Annotated in this window: 21 protein-coding genes and 1 riboswitch; of the genes, 18 read left to right on the forward strand and 3 right to left on the reverse strand. The window is 39.1% G+C overall.

The window, feature by feature from the left end; genetic code table 11:
• Positions 1-602: 602 nt before the first annotated feature.
• Positions 603-1,499, reverse strand: a complete 897-nt coding sequence (gene dapA / locus V3595_RS17470; protein WP_485908547.1) for a 4-hydroxy-tetrahydrodipicolinate synthase — start codon at positions 1,497-1,499, stop codon at positions 603-605.
• A gap of 134 nt (positions 1,500-1,633) precedes the next feature.
• A riboswitch (Lysine riboswitch) is annotated at positions 1,634-1,812 on the reverse strand.
• A gap of 306 nt (positions 1,813-2,118) precedes the next feature.
• On the opposite strand from dapA, the gene V3595_RS17475 reads away from it, so the two are divergent.
• On the forward strand, positions 2,119-2,250 hold the full coding sequence (locus V3595_RS17475) for a hypothetical protein (RefSeq protein WP_485908548.1): 132 nt from the start codon (positions 2,119-2,121) through the stop codon (positions 2,248-2,250).
• A 129-nt stretch (positions 2,251-2,379) separates the two neighbouring features.
• Here the strand turns inward: V3595_RS17475 and V3595_RS17480 are convergent, their stop codons facing one another.
• Positions 2,380-2,841 (reverse strand): DUF2690 domain-containing protein, encoded by a 462-nt coding sequence (locus V3595_RS17480; RefSeq protein WP_485908549.1) that lies wholly within the window; start codon positions 2,839-2,841, stop codon positions 2,380-2,382.
• Between the two features lie 402 nt (positions 2,842-3,243).
• Here V3595_RS17480 and V3595_RS17485 point away from each other — a divergent pair, with 402 nt between their 5' ends.
• The 6 genes from V3595_RS17485 to V3595_RS17510 all read left to right on the forward strand — a co-directional run bounded on the left by V3595_RS17485 (position 3,244) and on the right by V3595_RS17510 (position 10,618).
• Positions 3,244-5,502, forward strand: coding sequence for a metallophosphoesterase (locus tag V3595_RS17485; protein ID WP_485908550.1), 2,259 nt, complete (start codon positions 3,244-3,246; stop codon positions 5,500-5,502).
• A 440-nt stretch (positions 5,503-5,942) separates the two neighbouring features.
• A complete protein-coding gene (locus V3595_RS17490; protein WP_485908551.1) occupies positions 5,943-6,107 on the forward strand; it encodes a hypothetical protein in 165 nt (54 codons plus the stop codon).
• A 390-nt stretch (positions 6,108-6,497) separates the two neighbouring features.
• Entirely contained in the window at positions 6,498-7,946 is a 1,449-nt protein-coding gene (locus tag V3595_RS17495) for a sensor histidine kinase (protein ID WP_485908552.1), read from the forward strand.
• Positions 7,943-8,629, forward strand: coding sequence for a response regulator transcription factor (locus tag V3595_RS17500; RefSeq protein ID WP_485908553.1), 687 nt, complete (start codon positions 7,943-7,945; stop codon positions 8,627-8,629). The genes V3595_RS17495 and V3595_RS17500 overlap by 4 nt, the downstream gene beginning before the upstream one ends.
• A 252-nt stretch (positions 8,630-8,881) precedes the next feature.
• The gene (locus V3595_RS17505; protein WP_485908554.1) at positions 8,882-9,583 is read left to right on the forward strand and encodes an ankyrin repeat domain-containing protein; all 702 of its coding nucleotides are present in this window, start codon (positions 8,882-8,884) and stop codon (positions 9,581-9,583) included.
• Between the two features lie 75 nt (positions 9,584-9,658).
• Positions 9,659-10,618, forward strand: coding sequence for a DUF4822 domain-containing protein (locus V3595_RS17510; RefSeq protein ID WP_485908555.1), 960 nt, complete (start codon positions 9,659-9,661; stop codon positions 10,616-10,618).
• 71 nt (positions 10,619-10,689) lie between these two features.
• On the opposite strand, the gene V3595_RS17515 is transcribed toward V3595_RS17510, so the two are convergent.
• Complete coding sequence (locus V3595_RS17515) at positions 10,690-12,426, reverse strand: methyl-accepting chemotaxis protein (RefSeq protein ID WP_485908556.1); 1,737 nt, start codon at positions 12,424-12,426, stop codon at positions 10,690-10,692.
• An 858-nt stretch (positions 12,427-13,284) separates the two neighbouring features.
• On the opposite strand from V3595_RS17515, the gene V3595_RS17520 reads away from it, so the two are divergent.
• From V3595_RS17520 to gucD, 11 genes are all read left to right on the forward strand, one after another.
• Complete coding sequence (locus V3595_RS17520; protein WP_485908557.1) at positions 13,285-14,313, forward strand: TRAP transporter substrate-binding protein; 1,029 nt, start codon at positions 13,285-13,287, stop codon at positions 14,311-14,313.
• Positions 14,314-14,349: 36 nt separating this feature from the next.
• Positions 14,350-14,922, forward strand: a complete 573-nt coding sequence (locus V3595_RS17525) for a TRAP transporter small permease (RefSeq protein ID WP_485908558.1) — start codon at positions 14,350-14,352, stop codon at positions 14,920-14,922.
• On the forward strand, positions 14,919-16,196 hold the full coding sequence (locus tag V3595_RS17530) for a TRAP transporter large permease (RefSeq protein ID WP_101225474.1): 1,278 nt from the start codon (positions 14,919-14,921) through the stop codon (positions 16,194-16,196). Before V3595_RS17525 ends, V3595_RS17530 begins: the two co-directional genes overlap by 4 nt.
• A 60-nt stretch (positions 16,197-16,256) precedes the next feature.
• The gene (locus V3595_RS17535; RefSeq protein WP_485908559.1) at positions 16,257-17,300 is read left to right on the forward strand and encodes a TRAP transporter substrate-binding protein; all 1,044 of its coding nucleotides are present in this window, start codon (positions 16,257-16,259) and stop codon (positions 17,298-17,300) included.
• 24 nt (positions 17,301-17,324) lie between these two features.
• Positions 17,325-18,575 (forward strand): nickel pincer cofactor-dependent isomerase, group 22, encoded by a 1,251-nt coding sequence (locus tag V3595_RS17540; RefSeq protein WP_485908560.1) that lies wholly within the window; start codon positions 17,325-17,327, stop codon positions 18,573-18,575.
• 63 nt (positions 18,576-18,638) lie between these two features.
• Positions 18,639-20,843 (forward strand): dihydroxy-acid dehydratase domain-containing protein, encoded by a 2,205-nt coding sequence (locus V3595_RS17545; protein WP_485908561.1) that lies wholly within the window; start codon positions 18,639-18,641, stop codon positions 20,841-20,843.
• A gap of 63 nt (positions 20,844-20,906) precedes the next feature.
• Positions 20,907-21,674: an IclR family transcriptional regulator gene (locus V3595_RS17550; protein ID WP_137017597.1), complete on the forward strand. Its 768-nt coding sequence runs from the start codon at positions 20,907-20,909 to the stop codon at positions 21,672-21,674.
• Between the two features lie 31 nt (positions 21,675-21,705).
• Positions 21,706-22,593: a fumarylacetoacetate hydrolase family protein gene (locus V3595_RS17555; RefSeq protein WP_137017598.1), complete on the forward strand. Its 888-nt coding sequence runs from the start codon at positions 21,706-21,708 to the stop codon at positions 22,591-22,593.
• 11 nt (positions 22,594-22,604) lie between these two features.
• Positions 22,605-22,904 carry a UxaA family hydrolase gene (locus tag V3595_RS17560; protein ID WP_485908562.1) on the forward strand — a complete coding sequence of 100 codons (300 nt, stop codon included), beginning with the start codon at positions 22,605-22,607 and terminating at the stop codon, positions 22,902-22,904.
• A gap of 4 nt (positions 22,905-22,908) precedes the next feature.
• Entirely contained in the window at positions 22,909-24,066 is a 1,158-nt protein-coding gene (locus V3595_RS17565; RefSeq protein WP_387549244.1) for a UxaA family hydrolase, read from the forward strand.
• Positions 24,067-24,088: 22 nt separating this feature from the next.
• Positions 24,089-25,558 (forward strand): alpha-ketoglutaric semialdehyde dehydrogenase GucD, encoded by a 1,470-nt coding sequence (gucD, locus tag V3595_RS17570; RefSeq protein WP_485908563.1) that lies wholly within the window; start codon positions 24,089-24,091, stop codon positions 25,556-25,558.
• The last annotated feature ends 63 nt before the right edge of the window (positions 25,559-25,621 follow it).

Below are 25,621 nucleotides of genomic sequence, written 5' to 3' on the forward strand. Positions count from 1 at the left end.
ATTCAGGCCATGAAATAAAAGGGTTGGATAAAAAATCTTGTCAAAAAAAATAGCCATTTCTAAAGAGAGACATAGGCTATTTATTCATTATCAAGTTATATTAGTAAATATAAATCCATTTCTAAGTTGAACTTTAAATGCGATTATATTTCTTTCATGAAAATATCCTTCTCTAATTTTAAATATTTAATGTGACGTCAAAGCTATTAATTATTTTATTTCTGTTGAATTTGTTAAGGAGCCATTATAGATTGGATCCTAAGGAACCAGTCATTTAAGATTATTCTTATCACTTCAAGAAAATTGAGCAGGTACACTCTGTCTTTCAATAATTACATATCAACATCACTAAAAATACAAGCTTATGATCAATCCCGATAAAATCATTGCTATAGAAATTTGAAATTTATAATTCCTACTGTATACACCATATGTTTTTTCTTGAAAATGGATTGCTCAACTAGTTTAAGCACTGAGCCGTGCATCGATTAAAAAGCAGTGCACTCTTTATGAGTTGCACTGCTTTTTAAAATTTTATCCCGTTTATTATGGTCTTTAATTAGAAAATCGGTATTAAAGTATAGCTGAATGAATCATTATCTTTATTTATTTAACAAAACAGCTTCTTCGTTTCTAGGCTGTAGAGCCATTTGTAGTGCTAATTTTTCTTCATCGTTTAAAGGGACCAATGGTAAGCGGACACCTCCAACATTTAACCCACGCATATTTAATGCTGATTTTACCGGTGATGGGCTTGGTGCAGCAAATAATGCTTTCATGATTGGAAGAAGGTTACGATGTGCAGAAGCAGCACCATGAACATCGCCATTTTTAAAGCTATTGATCATTTCTTGCATTTCATTACCAATTATGTGTGAAGAAACCGAAACAATGCCTGTTCCACCGATGGCTAAAACCGGTAATGTTAACCCATCATCGCCGCTGTACAAAGTAAAATCACTAGTTGTTTTGCTTATGATTTGTGCCATGGCATCTAAGTCACCACTTGCCTCTTTTACTGCCACAATATTGTTGATTTTTGAGAGGTTAACAATCGTCTCTACTGACATGTTTACAACACTTCGTCCTGGAATATTATAGAGCATTACCGGTAAAGATGTTGATTGGGCAATAGCCTTAAAGTGCTGAAATAATCCTTCTTGAGACGGCTTGTTATAGTATGGGGTAACGAGCATTATTCCGTCGACTCCTGCTGCCTCTGCTTGCCTTGTTAAGTTGATAGAAGCTTTCGTGTTATTTGAGCCAGTTCCAGCTATGACAGGAACTCTTCCATCAACAACTTCAACAACAATTTTGAATAAATCTAGTTTCTCTTCTGTTGTTAATGTAGGGGACTCTCCAGTTGTACCAGCTATTACTAATCCATCAGAACCATTAGCAATTAAATAGTTTACTAAAGTTCTCGTAGCATTAAAATCAACCTCATCATTATGATTGAACGGGGTAACCATTGCGGTTAAAACTTGGCCAAAATTCATAACTTCACACCCTTTTGTATAATTTTTAAAAATATTCAGAGGTGGTTAGGGCCATTCAGGAGTAAACGCAAAAAAGCAACAACGAGGATTCGCTGCTGCAGTAGAAACAATATTAATCAAAAAAATGTTTCCGCGCATAAGATAGCCCTCCATATAGTTTCCTATATGACAGTCCTGTATTTATTCAATAGCAGAACCAGCTTCAAGAACATGAGATTCTTTCCGCTTCGGCAAATTCCCCTTTCCACAATAGTCATAGGATCTCATTCTCCTCAAAATGTGTACTAATGGTTTTTGCTCCTCTATCCTCACTTCAAAAGTATGAAGTAAGAAAATATTTAATTGACTGTAATATAACAAGGAATCCTTTCTATTGCAAGGCAATTTAGAAAAATTTTTTTAGAATACATGAATAATCAATGAAAATGGATACGGTATAGGGCTGGATTCATCTTTTTTAGATTATGTAATCTCAACATTAATAGTTTTATAAAACAAACTGTATGAAAGGTTTATCTTTTTATAGAAAGTTTTTACAATAGGTATATCTTATAGAAGTAATTGGTATTTAACCTATGAATACTTAGAATAATGATCAAGGTGGGGAGGACAGCATGATATGAAAATCCGTGACGTGGGAAGCAAGAAAACGATCGCTTCAATTGTAAGTAGGACACCATTGATTCAGGATTGGAACGAGATACGTATAAACAGCATACGTATCTCGTTCCAAATTCATGAGATGAAATGAAAAAAGCCATTAAGATTCGTGGGGTTGTTAACAAAGAAAATTGATCACGCATTGAACTGCGAAATGGGAAAGATGGCAAAAATGCCATTCCACCGAGAAAGTCTTTAACAGGAAGTTTGCATTAATAACTTAATAACGACCGGTGTTCGCAGAAATAATTAGAGCCCCACTTGAAGAATAAATACCTGCTTTGGCCAAAGCATTATACGGATCTAAATTCCATAATTGTGCAGTATAACAGGACGTCTGACCTTTCATTATCCATCCGTTTCCACCGGAACTAGCACAACTTGTAAATGCTCTCTTAGTCGTGCCATTAAAACTGTCCACCCAAACATTTGCATAATAATCATAAGGAGCAGACGAATAAAACTTTAAGTAACCCCATGCCGTATGACAATACGCACTTCCTTTTAGCTGCACATATCCAATTTTCACACCGTTTTTATAGATATATTCTGTTTCATAGGTGATTGGGCTTTTAGAAGCACAACCTGTCGAATAAGGGTTTGTATTATCGTAGGACAAGGCAAATGCTTTATTCATCGGTGCAATCGCAAAAAACAGTCCAAAGACAAGAGTTATTACCATCACAATATTTAATAATTTTTTTATAATAACCTCTCTCCTTTCCTTCTTCTAGACTTTACCATATGAAAATTGGTATTTCTATGTACTATGGAATCATTTACCATCTGTATAAATATTACCATTTTACGGGTAACTACCTAGTTAAGGGATAGTACCCCATTCCCATTAAGAAAAGACAAATCAATACCAAAAACGAGACAAAAAGTGAATGGAACGAATACTGGCCTTAGTCCTTTTTTGGATTTATTAATATATAAATTACATTGGTCTTATATTTTATTAATAATGTAAAGTTACTATTTTAATTGGTAAACACCATAAAAATTTATAAACAAGGAGGATATTTGTCGATCTGTTAAAAAAATACATAATTAGCTAAACGATAAATAGGAGGTATTGATTTTGAAAGGGAAAAATAAATTTGTAGCAATGCTGACAGTTGTAACGGTAGGATTAACAACTTCTTTATCAAGTGTCCAAGCATTCTCGGAATCTTCAAATTCAGATAATAAACGTAAACCAGAGCTCGTTTTTCCAGTTATCAGTGATGTACATATTGATGATGGATCAACAGCTGATATGAACAAGTTCAGAACAGCCATGGATCAATTAAATAAAGCTGCGCCTAGACAGGATGCTTTTGTTGTCGTTGGGGATTTAACGGACTATGGATACGCTACTGAATATGATAAGTTCTTCTCCATTTATAATGAGAAGAAACAAGGTGATGTCCAATCTATGTTTACAATGGGGAACCATGATTATTGGAATGGACTTTCCGTTGAAAAGGCACAAGATCGTTTTCTCGAGAAAACAGGAATGGATTCTCTTTACTATCATAAAAAAGTAAATGGATATGATTTTATTACGTTAAGTCCGGAAAATGGTAATACGCATGGTTTATATTCTGTTAATCAAATTAACTGGCTAGGTGAAAAGTTAGCTGCAGCAGAAAAAGAGAATCCGGGCCAACCAATCTTTGTTTTTCTTCATCAACACATTAAAGACACTGTGTATGGAAGTGACTTGTGGGGAACTCAGGAAAATAAAGAACTTTTATATGATACTTTAAAGAAACATCCACAGGTTATTACATTTTCAGGCCATTCTCATTATCCACTCGAAGACCCTAGAACGATTCATCAAAAAGACTTTACGTCAGTTGGCACGTCTTCTGTAAGTTATTTGGAATTGGAGCCAGGCAAACTTCAAGGGTTCCATCCAGAAGGATATCGGGACATTAGTCAAGGAATGATTGTAGAAGTTTATAATAATGAAGTTGTCATTAAAAAACGTGACTTTCATAAAGACGATTGGACAGGAAAACCATGGGTAATAAAGAATCCTTCTAAAAAAAATAAATTTAAATATACAGACGATCGAGATCAGTTACCACCGGTTTTTGCAGTTAAAGACAAGGCTTCGATTGTAGAAGAAAAATCGACACTAAGAAGTTTAAATGTAACATTTCCACAGGCAAAAGATAACGCACTCGTACATTCTTATCACATTACAGCCAAAAACAAGGAAACAGGGGAGCTGGACGCAGATTTCACCGCATTTTCTGAATTCTATTATGATCCTGTGCCAAAGAATTTAGAGTTCCCTGTTGCTGGACTTAAGCCAGGTACTGATTATGAAATTAAGGTACAAGCACTAGATTCATTTAACAATAGCAGTAAAAGGGTGTTACTGGCTGATGGTCAGACAAAAGCCCTGGAAATGGTCTCGGCACAAGCTTCTCCTTCTTTAGTAACGGAAGGTGAATCGACTGCACTCCAAGTGAAGATGAAAAATTATGGAAGGGAAAGTGTGAAAGGGAAAATTAAAGTTGATGCACCTGAAGGTTGGAGTGTGGAGCACTATGAACTTGAGTATGAGCTATCAGGAACTGAAGAAAAAATGTTGCCAATAAAAGCTACACCTAGCAAGGAGATTTCGGGTTCATCACAATTCAAGATTACTGCTTACGAGGGACGCCAAATAATTGGCTCCAAGAATATAAATGTATTCGTCAACATGATGCTTGGAGAAAGTTTTGACCAATTAGAGTCTGCATTAAAGCCAGCAGTGAATGAAAACATTCCAAGTTCCATACTCGGGTGGAGCCATACAGCTCCTAATGGCTGGTCGGTTACAAATAGCTCGAATATGCCAGCTGGTACAGAAGAGTGGCAAGGTTGGAGCTTCACAACAAAGGACTTTTGGACAAAAGCAGAAGACCAGGAGCGTAACAAATTTGAACTTGGTCAAGGAGTTATAGCAGTAGCGGATCCTGATGAATGGGATGATAACGGTTCACCAGCAGCAAAAGGCTTTTTTGATAGTACTTTAACTTCACCTTCTGTAAAAGTTGATGGTGCAAAAGATCTATACCTAGGATTTGCATCCCACTATAAACAAGAAGGAACGCAAACAGCTGAAGTAACTGCTGTCTTTGATAATGGGGAAAAACAACATGTTCTCGTTTATGACAATAAAGCTGCTTCGGATAATAAAAATGGACATGTTTTGAATAAGTATGAAGTTAAATCGATTAGGGTTCCTGAAGATGCTGCCTCTATGAAATTACAATGGAGAATGCATAATGCTAAAAATAATTGGTTTTGGTCGATTGACGATATTAGATTGGATGACCAAATGATCGTTTCACCAAATTAATGAGAAGAACAGGTGAACTTTTCTTAAAATTTGTAAAAAGCGGACTTTCCTTAAGGGGAAGTTCGCTTTTTCTCTATGTCTCACAAACTCTGGACAAATAGTAAACTAATAAACCTTCATGGTCTTTTCCGTGTGCTTGATAAAGGTTTCGCCTAATTAATTTCGTATCTTTGTGAAGATAAAGCATCAAATTGAATGGATAGTAATTAATTATAAATACTGAAGTGCAGCTTTATATAATACTTGGATAATTTATAAATAATATCATTATTATAAAAGGTAGGTTTAAAAAATATTTTAACAAAAAACAAGCTTAGCCGGAACTTGCTAGATGCTTGCGTCGAGGAAGCTTGGTAAACAGTCGGCGGCAAGGGCGCTGATTTCGGAAATCATCTGAAACTTTCATAAATAAAAAAACCACAGGTAAACTAAATAAAGACTTGGTTATACTGCATGATTATTTTATTGTTTTATATGAACTGAAAACCCAATGGATTGAAGAAATAAGCGACACTCCTGCCGAAAAACTGGCTAGCCGAGACCCCACAGACGCTTGCGTCGAGGAGGCTTGGCAGACAGTCGGCGGAAAGGGAGCAGATTTCTAAAATCAAGTTGGAACGTTTTTTAAATAGATACACTCGCTCTTCATGGTTCTTATTGTTTTATGAAACCTCAAAAGATTGAAGAAATATGCAACACTCCTGCCGAAAAACTCGCTAGCCGGAACCCCTCTAGATGCTTGCGTCGAGGAGGTCTGGCAGACAGTCGGCGGAAAGGGAGCGGTTTTCAGAATCCAGTTTTTCAAATAAAAAAATATAGATTTACAATAGAATAGGATTTTTTCTGTGTATTTTAGAAAATTTTAAGATTTGTGTGATATGTTTTTTTTAGTACTAAGAAAAGTTATCGTGGGAAACATTTTTTTATGCAAGAACAGCAGATAAACAACTTTTCTATAAATGAGTGAACGAGAGATCGATGCGGGGTGAAAATATTTGTCAATTAAAATGAGGTTTCTGTTGTCCTACGTTGGCGTAATTCTTATTTCCATCACTTTGTTTTTAGCAGCTGGATTTTTACTTATTTTTGCGATAACAGGTGATGTAAAAGCGATAGAGCATTTATACAAAAAATCTTATCTCCAAAAACCTTTGACTGCAGTCGAGGAAAGTGTGTTTCTCGATTTAAAGCTTTTGGCAAAAAATAACCCTGAGCAGCTTCTAAACGAAGAACAGCTGAAGAAGATTGAACATGGAGATATTAAGATCGTCGTTAGAAAAGGTAAAAACATTGAGTATGCGTCCCAAACACTAGATAAGCTAGGCTTGATACAATCACTTCCCAAGTTCGAAGAAACGAACATCAATACGCGGGACACAATCAAAATGAAAGACTCTTTTTTCACTTATGTGAAGTTTGATTATTATTTTTCGGATAAAAGTGAAGGAAGTATTTTTGTATTGAGAAAGGCAAGTTCATATGCCGAGCTGACTCGAGAGCTCTTTCCCATTTTATTCGCTCTATTGTTATTACTGTTTGTAATGATTATTGGACTTTTAAATTATTTAGTTTCACGTAGCATCATCAAACCGATCTCAATTCTTAAAGAAGGCACAGAGCGGATAAAATCAGGAGATTTAAACTTTGAAATTAAAGCGACTTCAAATGATGAAATCGGACAATTGAATAGAGCGTTTGAGGAAATGAGAAAAAAGTTAAAAGAGTCCGTAAACATTCAGCTTCAGTATGAGGAAAATCGCAAAGAGCTTCTCTCCAATATTTCCCATGATTTGAAGACACCGATCACTTCGATTATGGGATATGTTGAGGGGATTAAAGACGGAGTAGCAAACACCCCACAGAAAATGGACAAGTATTTATCGACTGTATACCTAAAAGCAAGAGATATGGATTCATTGATAGATGAATTATTTTTATTTTCCAAGTTGGATTTGAAAAAAGAACCATTCACTTTTGAAACGGTCAGATTAGATAAGTATTTAAAAGACTACGTAGATGAACTTCAACTGGATTTACTTCAACTAGGGATCCAGATTGAACTTCATCAGGTGAATAACCCGATATACGTGACAGCGGATAGAGAGAAACTGAAACGCGTATTGGCCAACCTGATCAGCAATTGTGTAAAGTATATGAATAAAGATGAAAAACACATTTCCATTTCTCTGCATGAAGGACTATATGATGTTGTTGTACAAGTAACAGATAATGGCTATGGAATAGAATCTTCTGCTTTGCCTTATATATTTAACCGCTTTTATCGTGCAGAGGAATCTAGAAATTCTCGGACTGGTGGAAGTGGTTTAGGACTTGCGATTGCAAAAAAAATTATCGGCGAGCATGGTGGAGATATTTGGGCTACTAGCGAGATAGGAAAAGGTACAAGTGTCTTTTTTTCCATAAAGAAAGGTGAGGAAATGTGAAAAAGATATTACTTATTGAAGACGAAGTCAGTATTGCTGAATTGCAAAGGGACTATTTGGAAATTAATGATTTTAGTGTTGATATTCAACATACTGGTGATGCAGGTCTCCAACAGGCCCTTCAAGGAAATTATCATTTAATCATTTTGGATATCATGCTTCCAGGGTTGAATGGATTTGAGATATGTAAACAAATACGTGCTGTCAAGAATATTCCGATTTTGCTTGTATCCGCCAAAAAGGAAGATATCGATAAAATTCGGGGGCTTGGTCTAGGGGCAGATGATTATATTACAAAGCCATTTAGTCCAAGTGAACTAGTTGCAAGAGTGAAAGCGCATATAGCGCGGTATGAACGTTTATCAGGAAGTCACCCCAAATCTAATTCAATCTATGTTCATGGAATTTCAATAGATAAGTCAGCACGCAGAGTTCACATAAACGGAGAAGTGGTCGCGTTTACAACAAAGGAATTCGATACTTTAGTGTTTTTTGTCATGCATCCGAATCAAGTATTAAGTAAAGAGCAGCTTTATGAAAATATTTGGGGATTGGAATCGGCTGCAGATGTTTCGACTGTCACCGTCCATATCAGGAAGCTACGTGAAAAAATTGAAAGAAATCCTGCACATCCTAAATTTTTGGAAACCGTTTGGGGAGCGGGGTATCGCTTTAATGTTTAAATAGCATGTTAAGGACCCGTCACGAAGGTGGCGGGTTTTTTTTATAAACATTAAGAAATTTTATTAATAAGTTAATCATTTTTTAAGAAATTGTTTAGAGGGAGTTTAAGGTTAAGCATTAACATTATGAAGACGGAATAAGTAAGTAACTAAAAATAAAAGGGAGAAAAAAATCATCATGGAACCTAAAGAACATGTCAATTTGCTACATAAGAATGACGGGAAATCCTTTTGGAAAGGATGGTGTGTTTCATGTGGAGACGGCTAACGATTGTCATCGGAAGACTTTTCATCCTTCAAGGCTGTGTCTTGGAGAATGAAGTAGAGCTAAATAAACAAGAAAAGGAGACAGGAAAGGGAATGAATGAACAATTGATTCAAGCTGTAGAACGTAAAGAAACGGAAAGAATAAGAAGCTTGATTGAGCAAGGTGCAGATATAAATACACAGGACTCAGAAGGGCGAACCGCCACTATGATTGCGACTTATAACAATGATGTAGAGACGGCAAAAATCCTTATTGAAGCGGGTGCAGACGTCAACATACAGGATGACATGAAAAATAGCCCCTTCTTGTATGCCGGTGCTGAAGGTTATGTTGAAATACTTAAACTTGCGATTGAAGCGGGTGCAGACCCCACTATAACCAACCGTTATGGAGGAACGGCTTTAATCCCTGCTTCTGAAAATGGTTATGTAGAGGTTATTAAAGAGCTTCTTACTAAAACTGATATTGATGAGAATCATGTGAATGATCTCGGTTGGACCGCTTTACTAGAAGCTATCATTTTGAATGATGGTGACGGAAACCAGCAGCAAACAGTGCAATTGCTAATAGATCATGGGGCAGATGTCAACATCCCCGATAATAGTAGTATGACACCTTTACAACATGCCCGCGAGAAAGGGTTTAAGGAAATCGAACAAATTTTACTTACGGCAGGAGCAAAATAACCAGATCGCTATACTTTCAATTTGTAATGTCAATTGCACTACAAAAAAACCACAATATGATGAGGAGACGAAAAAATGAATAAAAAAGCAAAAATTTCATCAGCTATACTACTTGGGTTAACATTGGCCATAACAGGATGTAACACAAACGCACAAGACAATAAAAATGCTCAGAAGCAGGAACAAACTGCAAAACAGAGGAAACAAGAAAATAAGTTAACCGCCGGAGAGGAAATGACTAAAATTCTTACTAGCACGAATTGGCAAGGAACAAAAGTTTATGATAAAAATAATAATGACTTAACAAAGGAGAATGCAAGTTTCATTGGTCTAGCTAAATATGACGATGAAGCATCGAGATATGAATTTTTTGATAAAAATACTAAAAAAAGCCGAGGTGATAAAGGAACTTTCTTTATCACGAATGGGAAGATTCGAGTGTTAATTTCAGAATCAATGGGTTACCAAGCCGTTGTTGAAATAACAGAACTGAATAAGGATATGTTTACTTATAAAAGAATGGGCAAAGATGCAAATGGTAACGACGTAGAAGTGTTTGTCGATCATATTCCTTATACTGAAACAGAACTTTCCTTTACTGATCCAGACAAAAATTTGGAAACTTACACAGGAGATGTAGTTACAGACGTTGATGGAGACAAAATTTTATCAAGCACCACATGGAAAGGTACAGTGGCATTGGATGAAAAGGGAAATGATGTTTCAAGCTATAACTCGAATTATTTAGGTCTGGCAAAATATGATGATAAAACAAATAAGTATGAATTTTTTGATGCTAAAACCGGTGAAAGCCGTGGTGATTACGGCTATTACGATGTTGTTCATGGAAATAAGATTAGAGCCCATGTTTCACAAGGGGAAAATAAGTATGGTGCAGTTCTTGAACTTACGGAGCTCAATGAAAATAAATTCACTTATAAACGAATCGGTAAAGATAAAGAGGGCAAAGATATAACGATAACAGTTGAACATATACCTTATGATGGTGATTTGAAACTAAAATCAACAAAGTAAATAAAAAAGGGATTTTGCATTAATAGCAAAATCCCTTTCTTGATATAGTAATAGAAGGTAGTTCAAGCTTATTACGCGTTAAACTGTTCAACAGATGTTTCCAGGTCATTAGCGAGCTTTACCATCGAAGAGGTTGAGAAGGAGATGTCCTCCATGGATTTCGCTTGTTGATCGGTTGATTGTGCCACTTGCTTTGAAGCCACTGCCGTTTCCCTTGTTAACCCTGCAAAATCTTCTATCGAAGCATTGATTTCTTGAGAACTTGCTGCCATTTGCTCTGTAATGGCGGATATTTCTTGAATCTGATCACTAACATGCTCAAAAGATTTTATGGTCTGTTTAAATGTTTCTCTTGTATTCAGGACAAGTTTTGTCCCTTCCTCTACCTCTTTAGTTCCAGTTTCCATCATTTTCACTGATTCATTTATGATGGATTTAAAATGAAGTAGGGACTCTTGTATATTGAAAGCAGATTCCTTCGTGCCTACTGCCAATTTCCGTACCTCGTTCGATACCACCGCAAAACCTTTACCCTGTTCACCGGCTCTAGCAGCTTCAATTGCCGCATTTAATGACAGCAGGTTTGTTTGCTCGGCAATTCCCGTAATTAAATGTACAATATTCACAATCTCATTTGCTTGTTCGTCCAATTTCTTTATTTCTGAACTTGTTTGCAGCATAACATCTTTTACTTGCAGAATTTGATTTGAGAGTTCATTTATATCTTTATTTCCAATGGACATTCTAGCTGAAACATGATTTGTCTGTTCGCTGACTTCTGAAGAAGCTTCGGCAATTTTTTGTATCCCTATGGTCATTTCCTCGATGACCCTCGATGATTCTTCACTTCTGTGCAATTGTACTTCCGCAGCTCCTGCAACTTGCTGAATGCCTTTAACGATATATTGTGTGGAAGTATCCATTTCTTTGATTTTGTGTTCGATATCACTTGATGATTCCAATAGCTGGAATGACGAGCTTTTCATGGAGTTGACGATCATAGTTGTATTGGTGATCATTTCTTCAAAGGATTTCACTAAAACCTTGATTTCGTCGTTTCCCTTAACCCTTGTGTTGCTAATCAGTTTATTGGCTGATAATAAATTTCCATTTGAGATTTCCTTTGCAGCCATGCTGACCTTGAGAAGGGGGCTTAACTTGCTAGTCAAGAACCATATTAATGCACCCACAACGATTGCCATTAAGATTACATTGATTATTATCATCAGGGGAAGGATGCCACCCAGTACCTTGCCGGTCGTAGCATCGACTTTACTGGCATCAATATCCACCCCTAGTATTCCAATGACCTTGTCCCCTTTCTTTATGGGAACAAAAACGGATAAATAGTCACCATATTCAGGATCATGAACGATGGAAGTGGTAGAAACCTTTCCCCTCATGACGCTTTCTACATCCTGATATGAAGTTACGGTTGTAGGGGTTAAAATGGGAGATGCTTTTTTATCTTCCTTCCCCATTCCATCTATAAGAATATGTACTTTTTCGCTACTTTTGTTAATCCCCAATGTATATACATATAATGCTCCAGTTTTTTGTTTATAATCGTCTAACTGTTCGCGTATCTCCCAATATGTAGAGGTTTCGGATTGATTACTTAAAAAATCAGCATAAGATGTTGGATTTATTCCTTGAGCGATGTTGCTTGCGATGTCTAAGCTGCTCATAGCGATTGTTTTCTCAACCGTATCATTTGTACTTTTATACATCAATAGTAAACTTCCAATTAATGTAATGACCATGCCTGTTAAAAGGACAAAACCTATTTTCGTACTGAGTTTATTCATCTTTGTTTATTCCTTCCCGTGTTATATATTAACCATGTTTTATATATCGGTAATAATTGAATATATTTAATGAGATTTAAAAGCTTCGGGTGGGGTTTTTATTACTTTAGTCTTTAACCTGTTGGAAAGAGGTTCATAATGAAATGATCTCAATATAAATAATGGATTGTAATTTCTCAAAAGAGAAAAAAGTATAAATCTTTAAAAATGGAAAATAACTTTTGTAGGAAAGACACGGGTTAAAATATACAAACGATTACCATTTTATGAAGCGCAAGGTCAAACAAGAAAAATAAATTCTTAAAGACAGATTTTTCAGCAGGAAAAACAAAATTCCCGACTTAAAAGCTCAATTAAAAGTAGTGGAATGTATTTTAAGGTAAACCTTATTGTTATGTTCGATCTCTATCCTATAAATATCTTAGTATAGAAAAAATTCATCTTTCCCATTCTGATTCTATAAATCTTGACTGAATAGGATAAGATTAATAAATGTTGATTCTCTAAATATTAATTAGTGAAAAATAGAGGATTTGTTAAATTGTTATAAAATTCAAAAAATGGTTTGACATTAGTAAAAATGGAAGCTTATAATCAACGTAAGATTTCAAATTTAAAAACTGAGTTTTATATTATAGAACAACTTAACCTTCATTCTATTAAAAGTAATTGTTTAAAAAGTCATGAATCAACTTGAAACGCAACTAGAAGTGAAGTGTTTTCCTTACTCCGAATAAAACAAAAACGGAGTTTTATAATATAAAACAATTTTACTTTGGCTTATACAAGGGTGAGGAGAAGTTCTTAAAATCAGTCATGAATGATAACGCTTACAAAAAACTTTTGGGAGGGTTTTTATTGAAAAAAAGAATGCCTTTTGTATTCTCCACAAGCTTAACTCTTGCAGCAGCATTACTTTTATCAGGATGTGGTGGAGGTGAGGGAGAAAAAGCCAGTGGATCTGGCGTTGAAAAGAAAACGATAAAAGTGGCAAATTATTTTGCTGAAAATCACCCTCAAAACATTGCCTTGAGAGAAAAATTCGAAAAAATAGTGGAAAAAGAGAGTAATGGTGAACTAGAGGTTCGGATTTATGCGAACAGTACTTTAGGTGCAGAAAAAGAATTTTATGACGGCGTCAGAAACGGAACGATTGAAATGGGTGTTCCAGGACTAATTATGCAGTCGGACATTCCGAAAATGGGTGTTCCGGAATGGCCCTTCCTATTTAGGGATTATGATCATGTAAAGAAGGTATTGAATGGACCTATCGGAGAAGAATTGACAGAAGAGCTTGATCCAAAACATGGAGTGACACCGCTCGCATGGAGTGCAAATGGATTTAGGATGTTTTCGAGTAATCGTCCAATTAAGAGTATGAAAGATTTTGATGGACTTCGACTCAGAATGCCGAACATTCCGAATTACATAAAACTAGGTGAATCATTGGGGGCTAACGTTAGTCCATTACCAATTTCAGAAGTTTTTACCGCACTTGAACAAAAGGTAGTGGATGCTCAAGATAATCCCATTGCCACGCTGAGATCCTCGGGGTGGAATGAAGTTCAAAGTGATGTACTAGAATCCAAGCATATGTTCAGCCCCAATATTTACATTATCAATAGCAAATTCTATAAAGGGCTGACAAAGGAGCAACAAACCATCATTCAAAAAGCAGCAAAAGAGTCGGCAGCATATGAGTTTGATTTGATGGAAAAAAGTTATGAAGATGACAAAGCATATCTTAAGGATAATGGAATCAAATTCACTAAGCCTGACGAAGACTTTTCACAAAAAATGTTAAAAGCATCTCAACCTGTTTATGATGAAGTTTTTGAGGAAAATGACTGGGCCGAGGAGCTTGTCGGAAAAATAAAAGCAGAATGAAGCAGGCGCTTTAGATAGGAAGGGGGAGATGTATAGGTGAATAAAATTTCCAGAACCCTAGAAAATTCGTTGAACATTATTATGGCAGCAGCTTTAGCAATTATGGTCGTACTCGTGTTTGGTAATGTAGTACTTCGTTATTTCTTTAATTCAGGGATTACTTGGTCAGAAGAAATGTCAAGGTATCTCTTTATTTGGTTGACGTTCCTCGGCGCCATCGGAGCTTTCAAAAACAAAGAACACTTAGGTGTCGACATGGTCATTAAACGGCTCCCGAATAAGATGAAAAAAGTGGTTCTTGTTATTAGTGATTTGATCATGTTATTCGTTCTTCTCCTGATCCTGGATGGCAGCTGGAAAATGACATTGATAAACATAGATAGTACTGCACCAGCCACAGGCATGCCACTGGCATTTGTATATGGGACAGGTATTCTTGTGAGTGTTTCAATGGGCAGCATGATCATTTTCAATTTGTATCGGATTTTCTTCAATAAAATTAAAGACGAAGAATTGGTGATGATAAGTGAGTCAGAAGAGCTAATTTCTCTCCATACTGATGAATTTGCTTCAGATATTAGGATTGTCAAGGAGGAGAAACAGGGATGATAGGTGTATTTGTCGGATCTTTACTGGGAGCCATGGGACTTGGAATCCCTATTGCCTTTGCCTTACTTGTGAGTAGTGTAGTGTTAATGTACTTCCTTGGTATTTTTGATAGTCAAATAATCGCACAAAATCTAATCAGTGGCGCTGATAACTTCCCTCTAATGGCCATACCGTTCTTTATGCTTGCAGGAGAGGCGATGAATAGGGGCGGATTATCACGGCGTATCGTTGAGATGGCAATGAACTTGGTTGGCCATATCAAGGGAGGCCTTGGCTATGTTGCGATCATTGCGAGTGTGTTGTTTGCAAGTTTATCAGGATCTGCTGTTGCCGATACAGCAGCGCTTGGGGCTATATTAATTCCAATGATGGTGAAGTCAGGGTATGATGTGAACCGGTCAAGTGGGTTGATTGCATCCGGTGGTATCATTGCCCCGATCATTCCGCCAAGTATTGGCTTTATCATTTTCGGTGTCGCAAGTGGAGTGTCCATTACAAAGCTGTTTATGGCAGGAATCGTTCCTGGTATTTTACTAGCGGTTGGACTAACGGTTACCTGGGCCATTGTTGCACGAAAAGATAAAGTCGCCGTTAACCCGCGAGCTTCAACAAAAGAAATTCTTACTTCTCTTCGTCAAGGAGTTTGGGCTCTATTCCTGCCCATCATTATCATTGGTGGATTGAAATTCGGTTTATTCACACCCACTGAAGCGGCAGTGGTGGCTGCAGTCTACGCCATATTTGTCGGTCTTGTAATCTATCGAGAAATGAAAATGAAAGATTTGTATGAGGTCTTTGTTCATGCAGGAAAAATGACGAGTGTTGTCATGTTTCTGGTCGCCGCGGCACTCGTGTCATCCTGGCTGATAACGGTAGCCGATTTACCTGGGCAGGTGATTGGATTGCTGGAGCCATTTATGGATCATCCATTCCTTCTATTAATAATGATAAACTTATTGGTCATCGTAGTTGGAACTGCTATGGATATGACGCCGACAATCCTTATTCTAACACCTGTATTAATGCCATTGGTGGTCGCTGCAGGTATTGATCCAGTTTACTTTGGTGTCCTGTTTATCCTGAATAACGCCATAGGTTTACTTACACCACCGGTCGGAACCGTATTAAATGTCATGTGCGGCATAAGCAAGATCAGTATGGAAGATATCATGAAGGGGATTTGGCCTTTCTTGCTCGTGGAAGTAATTGTATTGATCTTGTTGATTCTGTTTCCTTCCTTAGTGCTGGTTCCTCTAGGATGGTTTACCTCCTAACGGAATTAAACTAGTAATTCGGTTTGTATGCTGATATTCATCTTAATTAATAGGAGGAAAATGATAATGAATAATCTGTTCAAGCGTTTGGCGGTGGGGGTTTTACTGCCAGCCGTATTGCTATTAAGTGCTTGCGGAAACCAAAATGAAAGCGCTTCAGCTGACGGTATACAGGAAAGAACAATCAAAGCAGGGATCGGAAATAGTAAAATGCATCCACAAGGAAAAGGAATGGAGAAATTTAAAGAACTGGTTGAAGAAAAAAGCGGGGGGAAAATGAAAGTCCAAAACTTTTTTGATGCCACCCTCGGAGATGATCAGAAAATGACAGAAGCTCTTCAAGGTGGCTTACAGGAAGTAACTGTTCCTTCAACCTCCCCACTTGTTGGTATGATTAAGGAATTTGGAATTTATGACTTCCCATTTGTCTTTAATAATGAAGAGGAAGCTTATACAGTACTTGATGGTGCAGTAGGAAAAAAACTTTTGGATAAATTACCGGAACATGATTTAGTAGGTTTGGGATACTGGGAAAATGGTTTCCGAAACTTAACCAACAGTAAACACCCTGTTAAAACGGCTGAAGATTTCAAAGGGCTTAAACTTCGTACCATGCAAAATGAAGTGCATTTAGATGCATTTTCAAAGTTAGGGGCGAATCCATCGCCGATGGCTTTCTCAGAAGTATTTACTGCACTGGAAACAGGCACTGTTGATGGTCAGGAGAATCCACTCGCAACAATTCAAACGCAAAAATATAATGAAGTGCAAGAATACTTAAGTCTTACAAATCATGTTTATACACCATTTGTATTCCTTGTAAGTAAAAAGTTCTGGGATGACCTATCAGAACAAGAGCAAGAAATCATGAGTGAGGCTGCACAAGAGGCTGGAAAGTATCAACGGGAAGTTAACCAAAAAGAAAATGAAAAGGCACTTAAGTATCTAAAAGAAGAAGGAATGAAAATCAATGAAGTAGAGCCGGAAGAAATGGAAAAAATGAAGAAAGCCATTCAACCAGTGACGGACGAATATGCTCAGAAATTCGGGCCGGATCTTGTAGAGGAAATGATGAGCGAAGTTGAAAAAGTACGCGGTAAATAATCCAGACTGTTTGGAGGATAGAAAATGGATATTATCTCTGAACTTTTACGTGAAATCCAATTACCGAAAATGGTCAAAGTGAGGCAGAAATTTCGTACACCTCAAATCGCTGATGTAGCTGGTGAGGTGAAGAAGGCGATAAAAGAAGCAGGTGTCTTATCAAGAATAAATGAAGATGACAGGGTAGCAATTGCGGTAGGAAGCAGAGGGGTAGCGGACCTTCCTATATTAGTAAGAGAAACGGTAGCTGCCGTTATGGAAGCTGGCGGCAATCCTTTTATAGTCCCTGCAATGGGAAGTCATGGGGGTGCCACAGCGGAAGGCCAAATCGATGTGTTGCTTCAGCTGGGTATTTCAGAAGAAGCGGTTAAAGCGCCAATACTGTCATCGATGGAAGTTATTAAACTGGATGAATTGCCAAATGGGCTCCCTGTCTATATTGATAAGCTTGCATATGAATCTGATAAAATCATAGTCATTAATCGGATTAAACCACATACGGCATTTCGTGGACCGGTTGAAAGCGGACTTATGAAAATGATTACAATCGGGTTAGGCAAGCAAAAGGGAGCCGAAGCTGCACATGCATACAGCTTTAAGTATATGGCGGAACATGTCCCTGAGATAGCGAAGATTTCCTTGACAAAAGCTCCTATCATATTTGGTCTTGCGACTATTGAAAATGCCTATGATAAACCAGCGAAAATCGTCGCAGTCCCAGCAGAGGAACTGGAGGAAGTGGAACCGGGACTATTGCTTGAAGCAAAATCATTGATGCCAAAAATACATTTCGATTCGATGGACGTACTTATTGTAAATGAACTCGGAAAGGACATTTCAGGGGATGGAATGGATCCGAATATTACGGGTAATTTCGCCACTCCATATGCTACCGGGGGGCCAGACGTTAAACGGACCGTTGTACTTGGACTTACGGAAAAAACTCACGGTAATGCAAACGGCATCGGCATGGCTGATATGACGACGAAGGCTGTCATGAATGAAATCGAATGGGAAAAGGGCTATGCCAATGCACTCACAAGCACAGTTACAGATGTAGTAAAGCTCCCGATGTGTTTAGATACGCAGGAATTGGCTGTTAAAGCTGCTATCAAAACGTGCAATGCCTTTGACTTAAATAAAGTGAGAGTCGTAAGAATAAAAAACACGCTTGAAATCGGTGAAATTTGGATTTCTGAAAGCATGATGGAAGAAGCTTTAAAAAACAAAAATTTAGAAATCCTGTCAGAACCAGAAGAATTAGCACTAGACTAAAAACCTTCTTTAATATTTTAGAGAATGGAAGAATTCATTTGAAATTAGAAAAGGAGTGCTGAAATGACACACCTATATCCACTAATTGATAACGAAATAAACCCTTACCGCGATAATGTACAGGGAAAAGCAAATGAACCCATTACGGTTGCAGGTTTGTTGGACCGTTCGAAGCTGACACTTGGCACCACATATGAAGGGGGGAAGCCTGATTGGACGCTTGAAGAAATTTATATGCGGCTCGAGAGGAATGCCCCGCGTATCGCAATAATCGGTGGTTCGTCCGATCATCCGGCCCATATAATGGATTACCAAACGTCAGCACGGGCAGCAATCCGCATTTGGCAAAACGGCGGCGTGCCGTTTCATTTCTCGACACCGGTGATGTGTGATGGCACTGCACAAAACAATCAAGGAATGAGTTACTCTCTCCAGAGCCGAAACGCGGTTGCACAAATGGTTGTCAACCAGCTAGAAGCTCACAGTTATCATGGTGCATTCGTTATTCAAGGGTGTGATAAGCAGCCTCTTGGTGTTGTAAGTGCACTCGCACATGTTGATCGTGTTCGCCGAAACCGTGGGGAAGCACCCTTTTTCGCAACATTCGCACCTGCTCACGTATTGGAAGGCGGTTCGATCCCAGCTGACGTGATTGAAGAATTGGAAACTCTTGTGAAAAAAGCGGAAAGTAAAGGAGCTACTGATGTAGCAGTTGATTTACGAGATACGATGGCATATATATTGCAATGTTCATCGAATACTGCATTTCAGGGCGTATTTGAACGGGCCTATGAACGAGGAATATTGACGAAGGAACAGCATAAATACTTTGAAATGAGACTTGCTGTCGCAACATGTGACGGGCAGGGAGGTGTATGTGCCTTCAATGGTACAGGGAATAGTTCACGTCATTTAGTGGCAGGCATGGGTCTCGTTCATCCAGCCGTGGAGCTGTTAACCGATCCACCAACACAACGCCAGATTAACTCGGTGCTTGATAGCTTTGCCGGCATGATAAACGAAGAGCGCTACGGCGTGGCCAACATTGTCGCTGGGAACATAAAAAATGCAATCCGTATTCACAGCGCTTCGGGTGGTTCTACTAACTTAATGATGCATATTGTCGCAGGCATGCTTTATGCAGGATTCAAATTCAGTTTATGGGACCTTGACCGCATTCATCATTCACATCCAATTCCTGACTTATTTGATTACAGTTTGACAGAAGGAAGGGACATTTATTCACTTGCGATGCAGTGTTGCAGCGGGAAAAGCAGAGGAATGGAAACACTTTTTCATGAACTTATTGAGAATGGTGTACCAATGGATCAGGATGCGCCGACTGTTGCAGCAAAAACTTGGAAAGAACGTCTTTCGATCACAAGTAGCCTAAAAGCGGTTAATGTAAAGAAAAATCAGGTCATTTTATCCAATCCACGCCGTGGATTCAGCGGTGTTGATGTATTAAAAGGAAACTTCTTTGAAAGCGCCGTTGTAAAAATCAGCGGAATGCCGACACCACAGCTTGACCAATTCGATGATAAGCTTGCATTTGTCCTTTATTACGAAAATGAAGATGATGCAAATAAAAGCCTGCTCGATTCAAATCTGCTTTCAAAAATAAAAGAGCAAAAGGTTTTCGAACATAATCTATTGCTAGAATCTCTTAAATACAACAATGAGCCGGAATGGTCTCTTCTAAAAACCGCTGCCTATGGGGAGTTATTTGACAGGATGGTTGAAGAAGGCACATTGAAAATTGCTGTTATTATCTCAGGGCAGGGGCCAGTAGCATTCGGAATGCCGGAAATGTTTACACCAATGCAACACATCAATGCAAATCGTGTTATGAAAAAAATCGCTACAATCATTAGCGACGGCCGCTATTCAGGAGTCACATATGGTGCTGCCATAGGACATATGACACCGGAAGCGTATGAAGGTGGCGGCATTGGTTTACTTAAATCAGGGGATGTAATTCACCTTCAGCTTCGTGATCGACGGATTGATTTTGTCGATTCTACTCAACTTCATTCTGGAAAGGTTATTCATGATTTTGCGGATCATTTTAAAGAAGAAAGACAATCATTGGCAGCTGAACGCAAGCAGCGGATGAAAGTTAGACAAAAAATGGTTGCGGCCAGCAACAGGATGTTTGGACATACAGATGCAGCAAATGGTGTTGTTCCAATCGCTGTCATTGAGGATGCGGTACTTGATTATGAACAAGATATTATAATCCAGGAAAAAAAAGTAGAAATAAAGTGAGGAATGCTCGTCATAAATCCGATAAGATAAAGGTAGACAGAATGATAAAAGGAGTGAGGAACGATGCCTATCATCCAATCGGTGGAGCGTGCCTTGAAAATATTGGATTTATTTGATGAGCGTGAGCGTGAACTAACTATCACAGAGATAAGCAAACGAATGAATTTACATAAAAGTACGGTTCATTCACTATTAAAAACCTTACAGGAGCATCATTATATTTCACAGGGCGAAGAAAATGGAAAATACTCGCTAGGATTAAAGCTATTGGAGAGGGGAAGCGTTGTTGTGACCCATCTCGATTTGCGCAACGTAGCAAGAAAACACCTTGAATGGCTTTCAGCAACAACGAATTTAACGCTGCACCTTGTCATATTAGACGGGCAGGAAGGTGTTTATGTCGATAAAGTGGAGGGCACTGGGGTAACGGTCCTCTATTCTCGTATTGGCCGGCGTGTTCCGATTCATACGAGTGCAGTTGGCAAATCTCTTGTTGCAACCAAAACGGATAGTGAACTGGATTTGCTCTTGGACGGCTATGATTATACTGGACCGACCGAAAGATCGATTAGATCCAAGGACCAGTTTTTAGCGGAAATCGAAAAAGCACGCATTAATGGCTATTCAATGGATAATGAAGAAAACGAACCGGGCATTTTCTGTCTTGCTGTACCGATAAAAGATTATTCAGGCAAGGTAATCGCTGCAATGAGTGTATCGATGCCTGCTTCTAAAGTAAATGAAGAAACACATGAGTATTATGTACGTCTCTTAAAGGAATGCAGCAGTAAAATTTCGCAGGAGCTCGGTTATGAATATCAAAAAATATAAATGAGGCCTGCCATTTAGGAGGAACTAGAAAATGAGAATTATTCGCTATGTAAAAGAAAATAAGAAACAACTTGCTGCCGTGACAAACGAAAACAATGTGGTGGACCTTCCATTTACGGATTTTATGTCGTTGATTACAACGGCACGTCATGATAACAGAACAGCGTTTGATATTGTAAAACAAATTGCCGCCGAAGGGGAACAGCAGCCATTGGAAGGTCTTCAATTAACAACTCCTATCGACGCACCGGAAGTTTGGGCATCTGGCGTTACCTATAAAAAAAGCAAGGAAGCACGTAACTACGAAGCTACGCAAGGAAAGCTGGACCGCCAAACATTCTATGACAAAGTTTATGATGCAGTGCGTCCTGAGATTTTCTTTAAATCGACTGCAGCAAGAACCGTGGGCCCGAATGATCCGGTATACTTGCGTTCAGATTCAAAATGGCAAATTCCGGAGCCGGAGCTTGGTCTGGTCATCGATAAAGAGGGAACGGTACTCGGATATATCGCAGGTAATGACATGAGCTGCCGAGATATTGAAGGTGAAAATCCGCTTTATCTTCCCCAGGCAAAGGTATGGAAAAATTCTTGCTCCATTGGACCGGCCATCTTGTTAAAAGAGGCTGTTCCGGATCCATATGAGCTTAAAATCATGTGCCGTATTTATCGAAATGAAGAAAAAGTATTTGAAGGTGAAGCGAAAGTAAACCAACTGAAACGAAAATTGGAAGAGCTTGTCGACTATTTAGTCTTAGATAACACTGTTTTTGACGGATCAGTTTTACTTACAGGTACATGCGTGGTTCCGCCAAATGAATTTACATTGAAAGGCGATGACCGAATCGAAATCGAAATACCAGGGATTGGAGTATTGAACAACCCGGTTATCCAAAGTAAAGCAGTTCAAACAATTTAAGGGGTGACAAAATGAGCGAGTATAAAACACTTTACTTAAGTACGAAAGATAGTGTAGCTGTCGCTTTATCCGAAATCCCTGAAAACACATCAGTAGTTGTGAAGACAGGCATTGAAGAACTTGTCGTCCCCATTATTGAGCCAATCAGTTTTGGGCATAAGTTCGCAGTCAAAGCCATCGAACAAGGAGCGGACATAATTAAATATGGGGAGGTCATAGGTGCAGCCTCTGCTTATATTCCCGCTGGTGCACATGTTCACGTACACAATTTAGAAGGAAAGAGGGGAAGGGGTGACAAAATTGCTGAATGAAAAAATGGAGTTTTGGGGCTACCGCCGTCCGGATGGCCGCGTAGGTGTCCGAAATCATGTACTGATTTTGCCAACGATAACATGCGCAACACAAACAGCGCAGCGAGTAACAGAGCTGGTGAGCGGAACCGTCACATTTATTCACCAGCATGGCTGTGCGCAAGTGGGCTCTGATTATGATCAAACGGCCCGAACCTATGCGGGAATGGGCATGAATCCAAATGTATATGGTGTCATAGTACTCGGACTTGGCTGTGAAACACATCAGGCGCACCGTATTGGAGATGAAATTGCCAAATGCGGTAAACCAGTGGAAACCGTATCGATTCAGGAACATGGCGGCACTCTTCAAACCATTGCCGAAGTAGCTAAAATTGCGGTCAAGATGGTCCAGGACGCCTCGATGGTGCAGCGGGAATTATGTGATTTTAGCGAGCTGATTGTCGGCACAGAATGCGGTGGGTCGGATGCATGCTCCGGCTTATCGGCTAACCCGGCAGTCGGACGTACAAGCGATTTGGTTGTTCAGCAGGGGGGAACTGCAATATTAGCGGAAACGACTGAACTCATCGGTGCAGAGCATTTGATTGCTAACCGGGCGGCAAACGACCAGGTAGCCAAAAAAGCTTATGCGGTTATTAAAATGATGGAAGACCGCTCGATTCAAATGGGCGTAGATATCCGCACCGGAAATCCGAGTCCGGGAAACATTGAGGGAGGTCTCAGCTCACTCGAGGAAAAATCACTGGGGGCAGCGACAAAATCAGGCACTACCAGACTGGAAGAGGTCATTGATTATGCCCAGGTACCCACAAAAAAAGGGCTTGTATGGATGGATACGCCTGGCCATGACATTGAGCAATTGACGGGAATGGTCGCAGGCGGTGCCCAAATCGTTCTCTTTACAAGTGGAAGAGGCACGCCGACTGGTTCTCCTATTTCACCCGTTATAAAAATCTCGACTAATACACCAATGTTTGACAGGATGAATGAAAATATGGATTTAAATGCTGGTACGATCGTCGATGGTTTAGAAACCGTTGATGAAGTGGGCAGGCGCATCATGGAAGAAATTCAACATGTTTCTAACGGTAAACTAACAAAAGCTGAGATATTAAAGCAGCATGACTTTGGTATATGGAGAATTGGACCGACATTCTAAAACGAAAAAGGAGCTAAAGACTATGATATCAACTACATTTGCAACGAAAACATATAAAAATTTCATTAATAATGAGTGGGTGAATGCATCTTCTGGAAATACAATCGAAAGCATTAATCCTGCGGACAAAGAACCGGTTGGTTATGTTCAAAGCTCAACGGTAGATGACTTGAACAAAGCTGTAGCTTTTGCGCATAAAGCAAAGAGGGATTGGCGCAGGATCGGGCAGTCTGCACGTGGACAAATCCTTTTCAAAACGGCCAATATATTGGAAGAAAATCTAGATGAAATTGCCGAAACGATGACGCGCGAAATGGGTAAAACGTTACCTGAAGCAAAAGGTGAAACGGCACGGGGGGTTGCAATTCTGCGTTACTATGCTGGGGAAGGGATGCGGAAAGACGGCGATGTTATTCCATCATCCGATAAAGATGCCCTAATGTTTACGAAACGCAGCCCACTTGGTGTTGTCGGGATAATCACGCCATGGAACTTCCCGGTTGCAATTCCCATCTGGAAAATGGCTCCTGCTCTTGTATATGGCAACTCAATCGTATGGAAACCGGCTACGGAGGGAGCCGTTACTGCAGCGAAAGTGATGGAATGCTTCACAAAAGCAGGCTTCCCGGAGGGCGTAGTGAACTTCATTACCGGTAAGGGGTCGATCATCGGTCAAGGACTCATAGATCATCCGCTTTTAAATGCGATCACATTTACCGGTTCTGAAAGTGTCGGTCAGAGCGTCGCAAAATCAGCTTCCGCACGCGGCATAAAATATCAGCTTGAAATGGGTGGCAAGAACCCAGTCATCGTAACGAAAGATGCAAACATCGACCAAGCTGTCGAGGCGGTCATCAGCGGTGGATTTCGTTCTTCCGGCCAGAAATGCACAGCTTCAAGTCGTGTAGTCGTTGAATCATCCGTCTATGATGAATTCAAACAAAAACTGGTAAAGGAAGCAGCGAAAATTACAGTAGGCAACGGTCTTCAAGAGGGTATTTGGATGGGTCCATGTGCAAGCGAAAGCCAGTTCAAAACGGTCACAGAGTACATTGAAAAAGGCAAGCAGGAAGGAGCAAAACTCATACATGGCGGGGAGATATTAACTGGCGGTGACTATGATAGGGGCTTTTTCATCACACCAGCGATCTTTGAAGACGTGACGTCCGAAATGGAGATTGCACAGGCAGAAATTTTTGGACCAGTTATCGCACTTATGAAAGCAACCGATCTTGTCGAAGCGATTGACTTGGCAAATAATACGAAGTACGGATTGAGTGCATCAATCTTCACATCAAATATTAGCTCAATTTTGGAGTTCATTGATGAAATTGAAGCAGGTCTTGTCCGCATTAACGCAGAAAGCGCGGGCGTAGAGTTGCAAGCCCCATTCGGAGGCATGAAGGCATCAAGCACGGGTTCGCGAGAGCAAGGTGAAGCGGCGAAAGAATTTTATACAGCCATAAAAACGGTTTTTATTAAAGGTTCTTAACAAGTGAAAGGGAGGTTTCCATGTTTGAAAATCTCTCTTTCTTCAAAAAAACATTGCGAGGTG

This window comes from Bacillus sp. CFBP9009, assembly GCF_036541465.1.
GTDB lineage: Bacteria > Bacillota > Bacilli > Bacillales > DSM-1321 > Peribacillus.

Bases quoted from the DNA above. Each gene is read 5' to 3' on its own strand.
- V3595_RS17550 (WP_137017597.1), top strand. From the start codon at position 20,907: ATGCCTATCATCCAATCGGTGGAGCGTGCCTTGAAAATATTGGATTTA.
- V3595_RS17555 (WP_137017598.1), top strand. From the start codon at position 21,706: ATGAGAATTATTCGCTATGTAAAAGAAAATAAGAAACAACTTGCTGCC.
- gucD (WP_485908563.1), top strand. From the start codon at position 24,089: ATGATATCAACTACATTTGCAACGAAAACATATAAAAATTTCATTAAT.
- V3595_RS17480 (WP_485908549.1), bottom strand. From the start codon at position 2,841: ATGGTAATAACTCTTGTCTTTGGACTGTTTTTTGCGATTGCACCGATG.
- V3595_RS17475 (WP_485908548.1), top strand. From the start codon at position 2,119: ATGAAAATCCGTGACGTGGGAAGCAAGAAAACGATCGCTTCAATTGTA.
- V3595_RS17565 (WP_387549244.1), top strand. From the start codon at position 22,909: ATGGAGTTTTGGGGCTACCGCCGTCCGGATGGCCGCGTAGGTGTCCGA.
- V3595_RS17505 (WP_485908554.1), top strand. From the start codon at position 8,882: ATGTGGAGACGGCTAACGATTGTCATCGGAAGACTTTTCATCCTTCAA.
- V3595_RS17515 (WP_485908556.1), bottom strand. From the start codon at position 12,426: ATGAATAAACTCAGTACGAAAATAGGTTTTGTCCTTTTAACAGGCATG.
- V3595_RS17545 (WP_485908561.1), top strand. From the start codon at position 18,639: ATGACACACCTATATCCACTAATTGATAACGAAATAAACCCTTACCGC.
- V3595_RS17535 (WP_485908559.1), top strand. From the start codon at position 16,257: ATGATAATGAATAATCTGTTCAAGCGTTTGGCGGTGGGGGTTTTACTG.
- V3595_RS17530 (WP_101225474.1), top strand. From the start codon at position 14,919: ATGATAGGTGTATTTGTCGGATCTTTACTGGGAGCCATGGGACTTGGA.
- V3595_RS17560 (WP_485908562.1), top strand. From the start codon at position 22,605: ATGAGCGAGTATAAAACACTTTACTTAAGTACGAAAGATAGTGTAGCT.
- V3595_RS17510 (WP_485908555.1), top strand. From the start codon at position 9,659: ATGAATAAAAAAGCAAAAATTTCATCAGCTATACTACTTGGGTTAACA.
- dapA (WP_485908547.1), bottom strand. From the start codon at position 1,499: ATGAATTTTGGCCAAGTTTTAACCGCAATGGTTACCCCGTTCAATCAT.
- V3595_RS17540 (WP_485908560.1), top strand. From the start codon at position 17,325: ATGGATATTATCTCTGAACTTTTACGTGAAATCCAATTACCGAAAATG.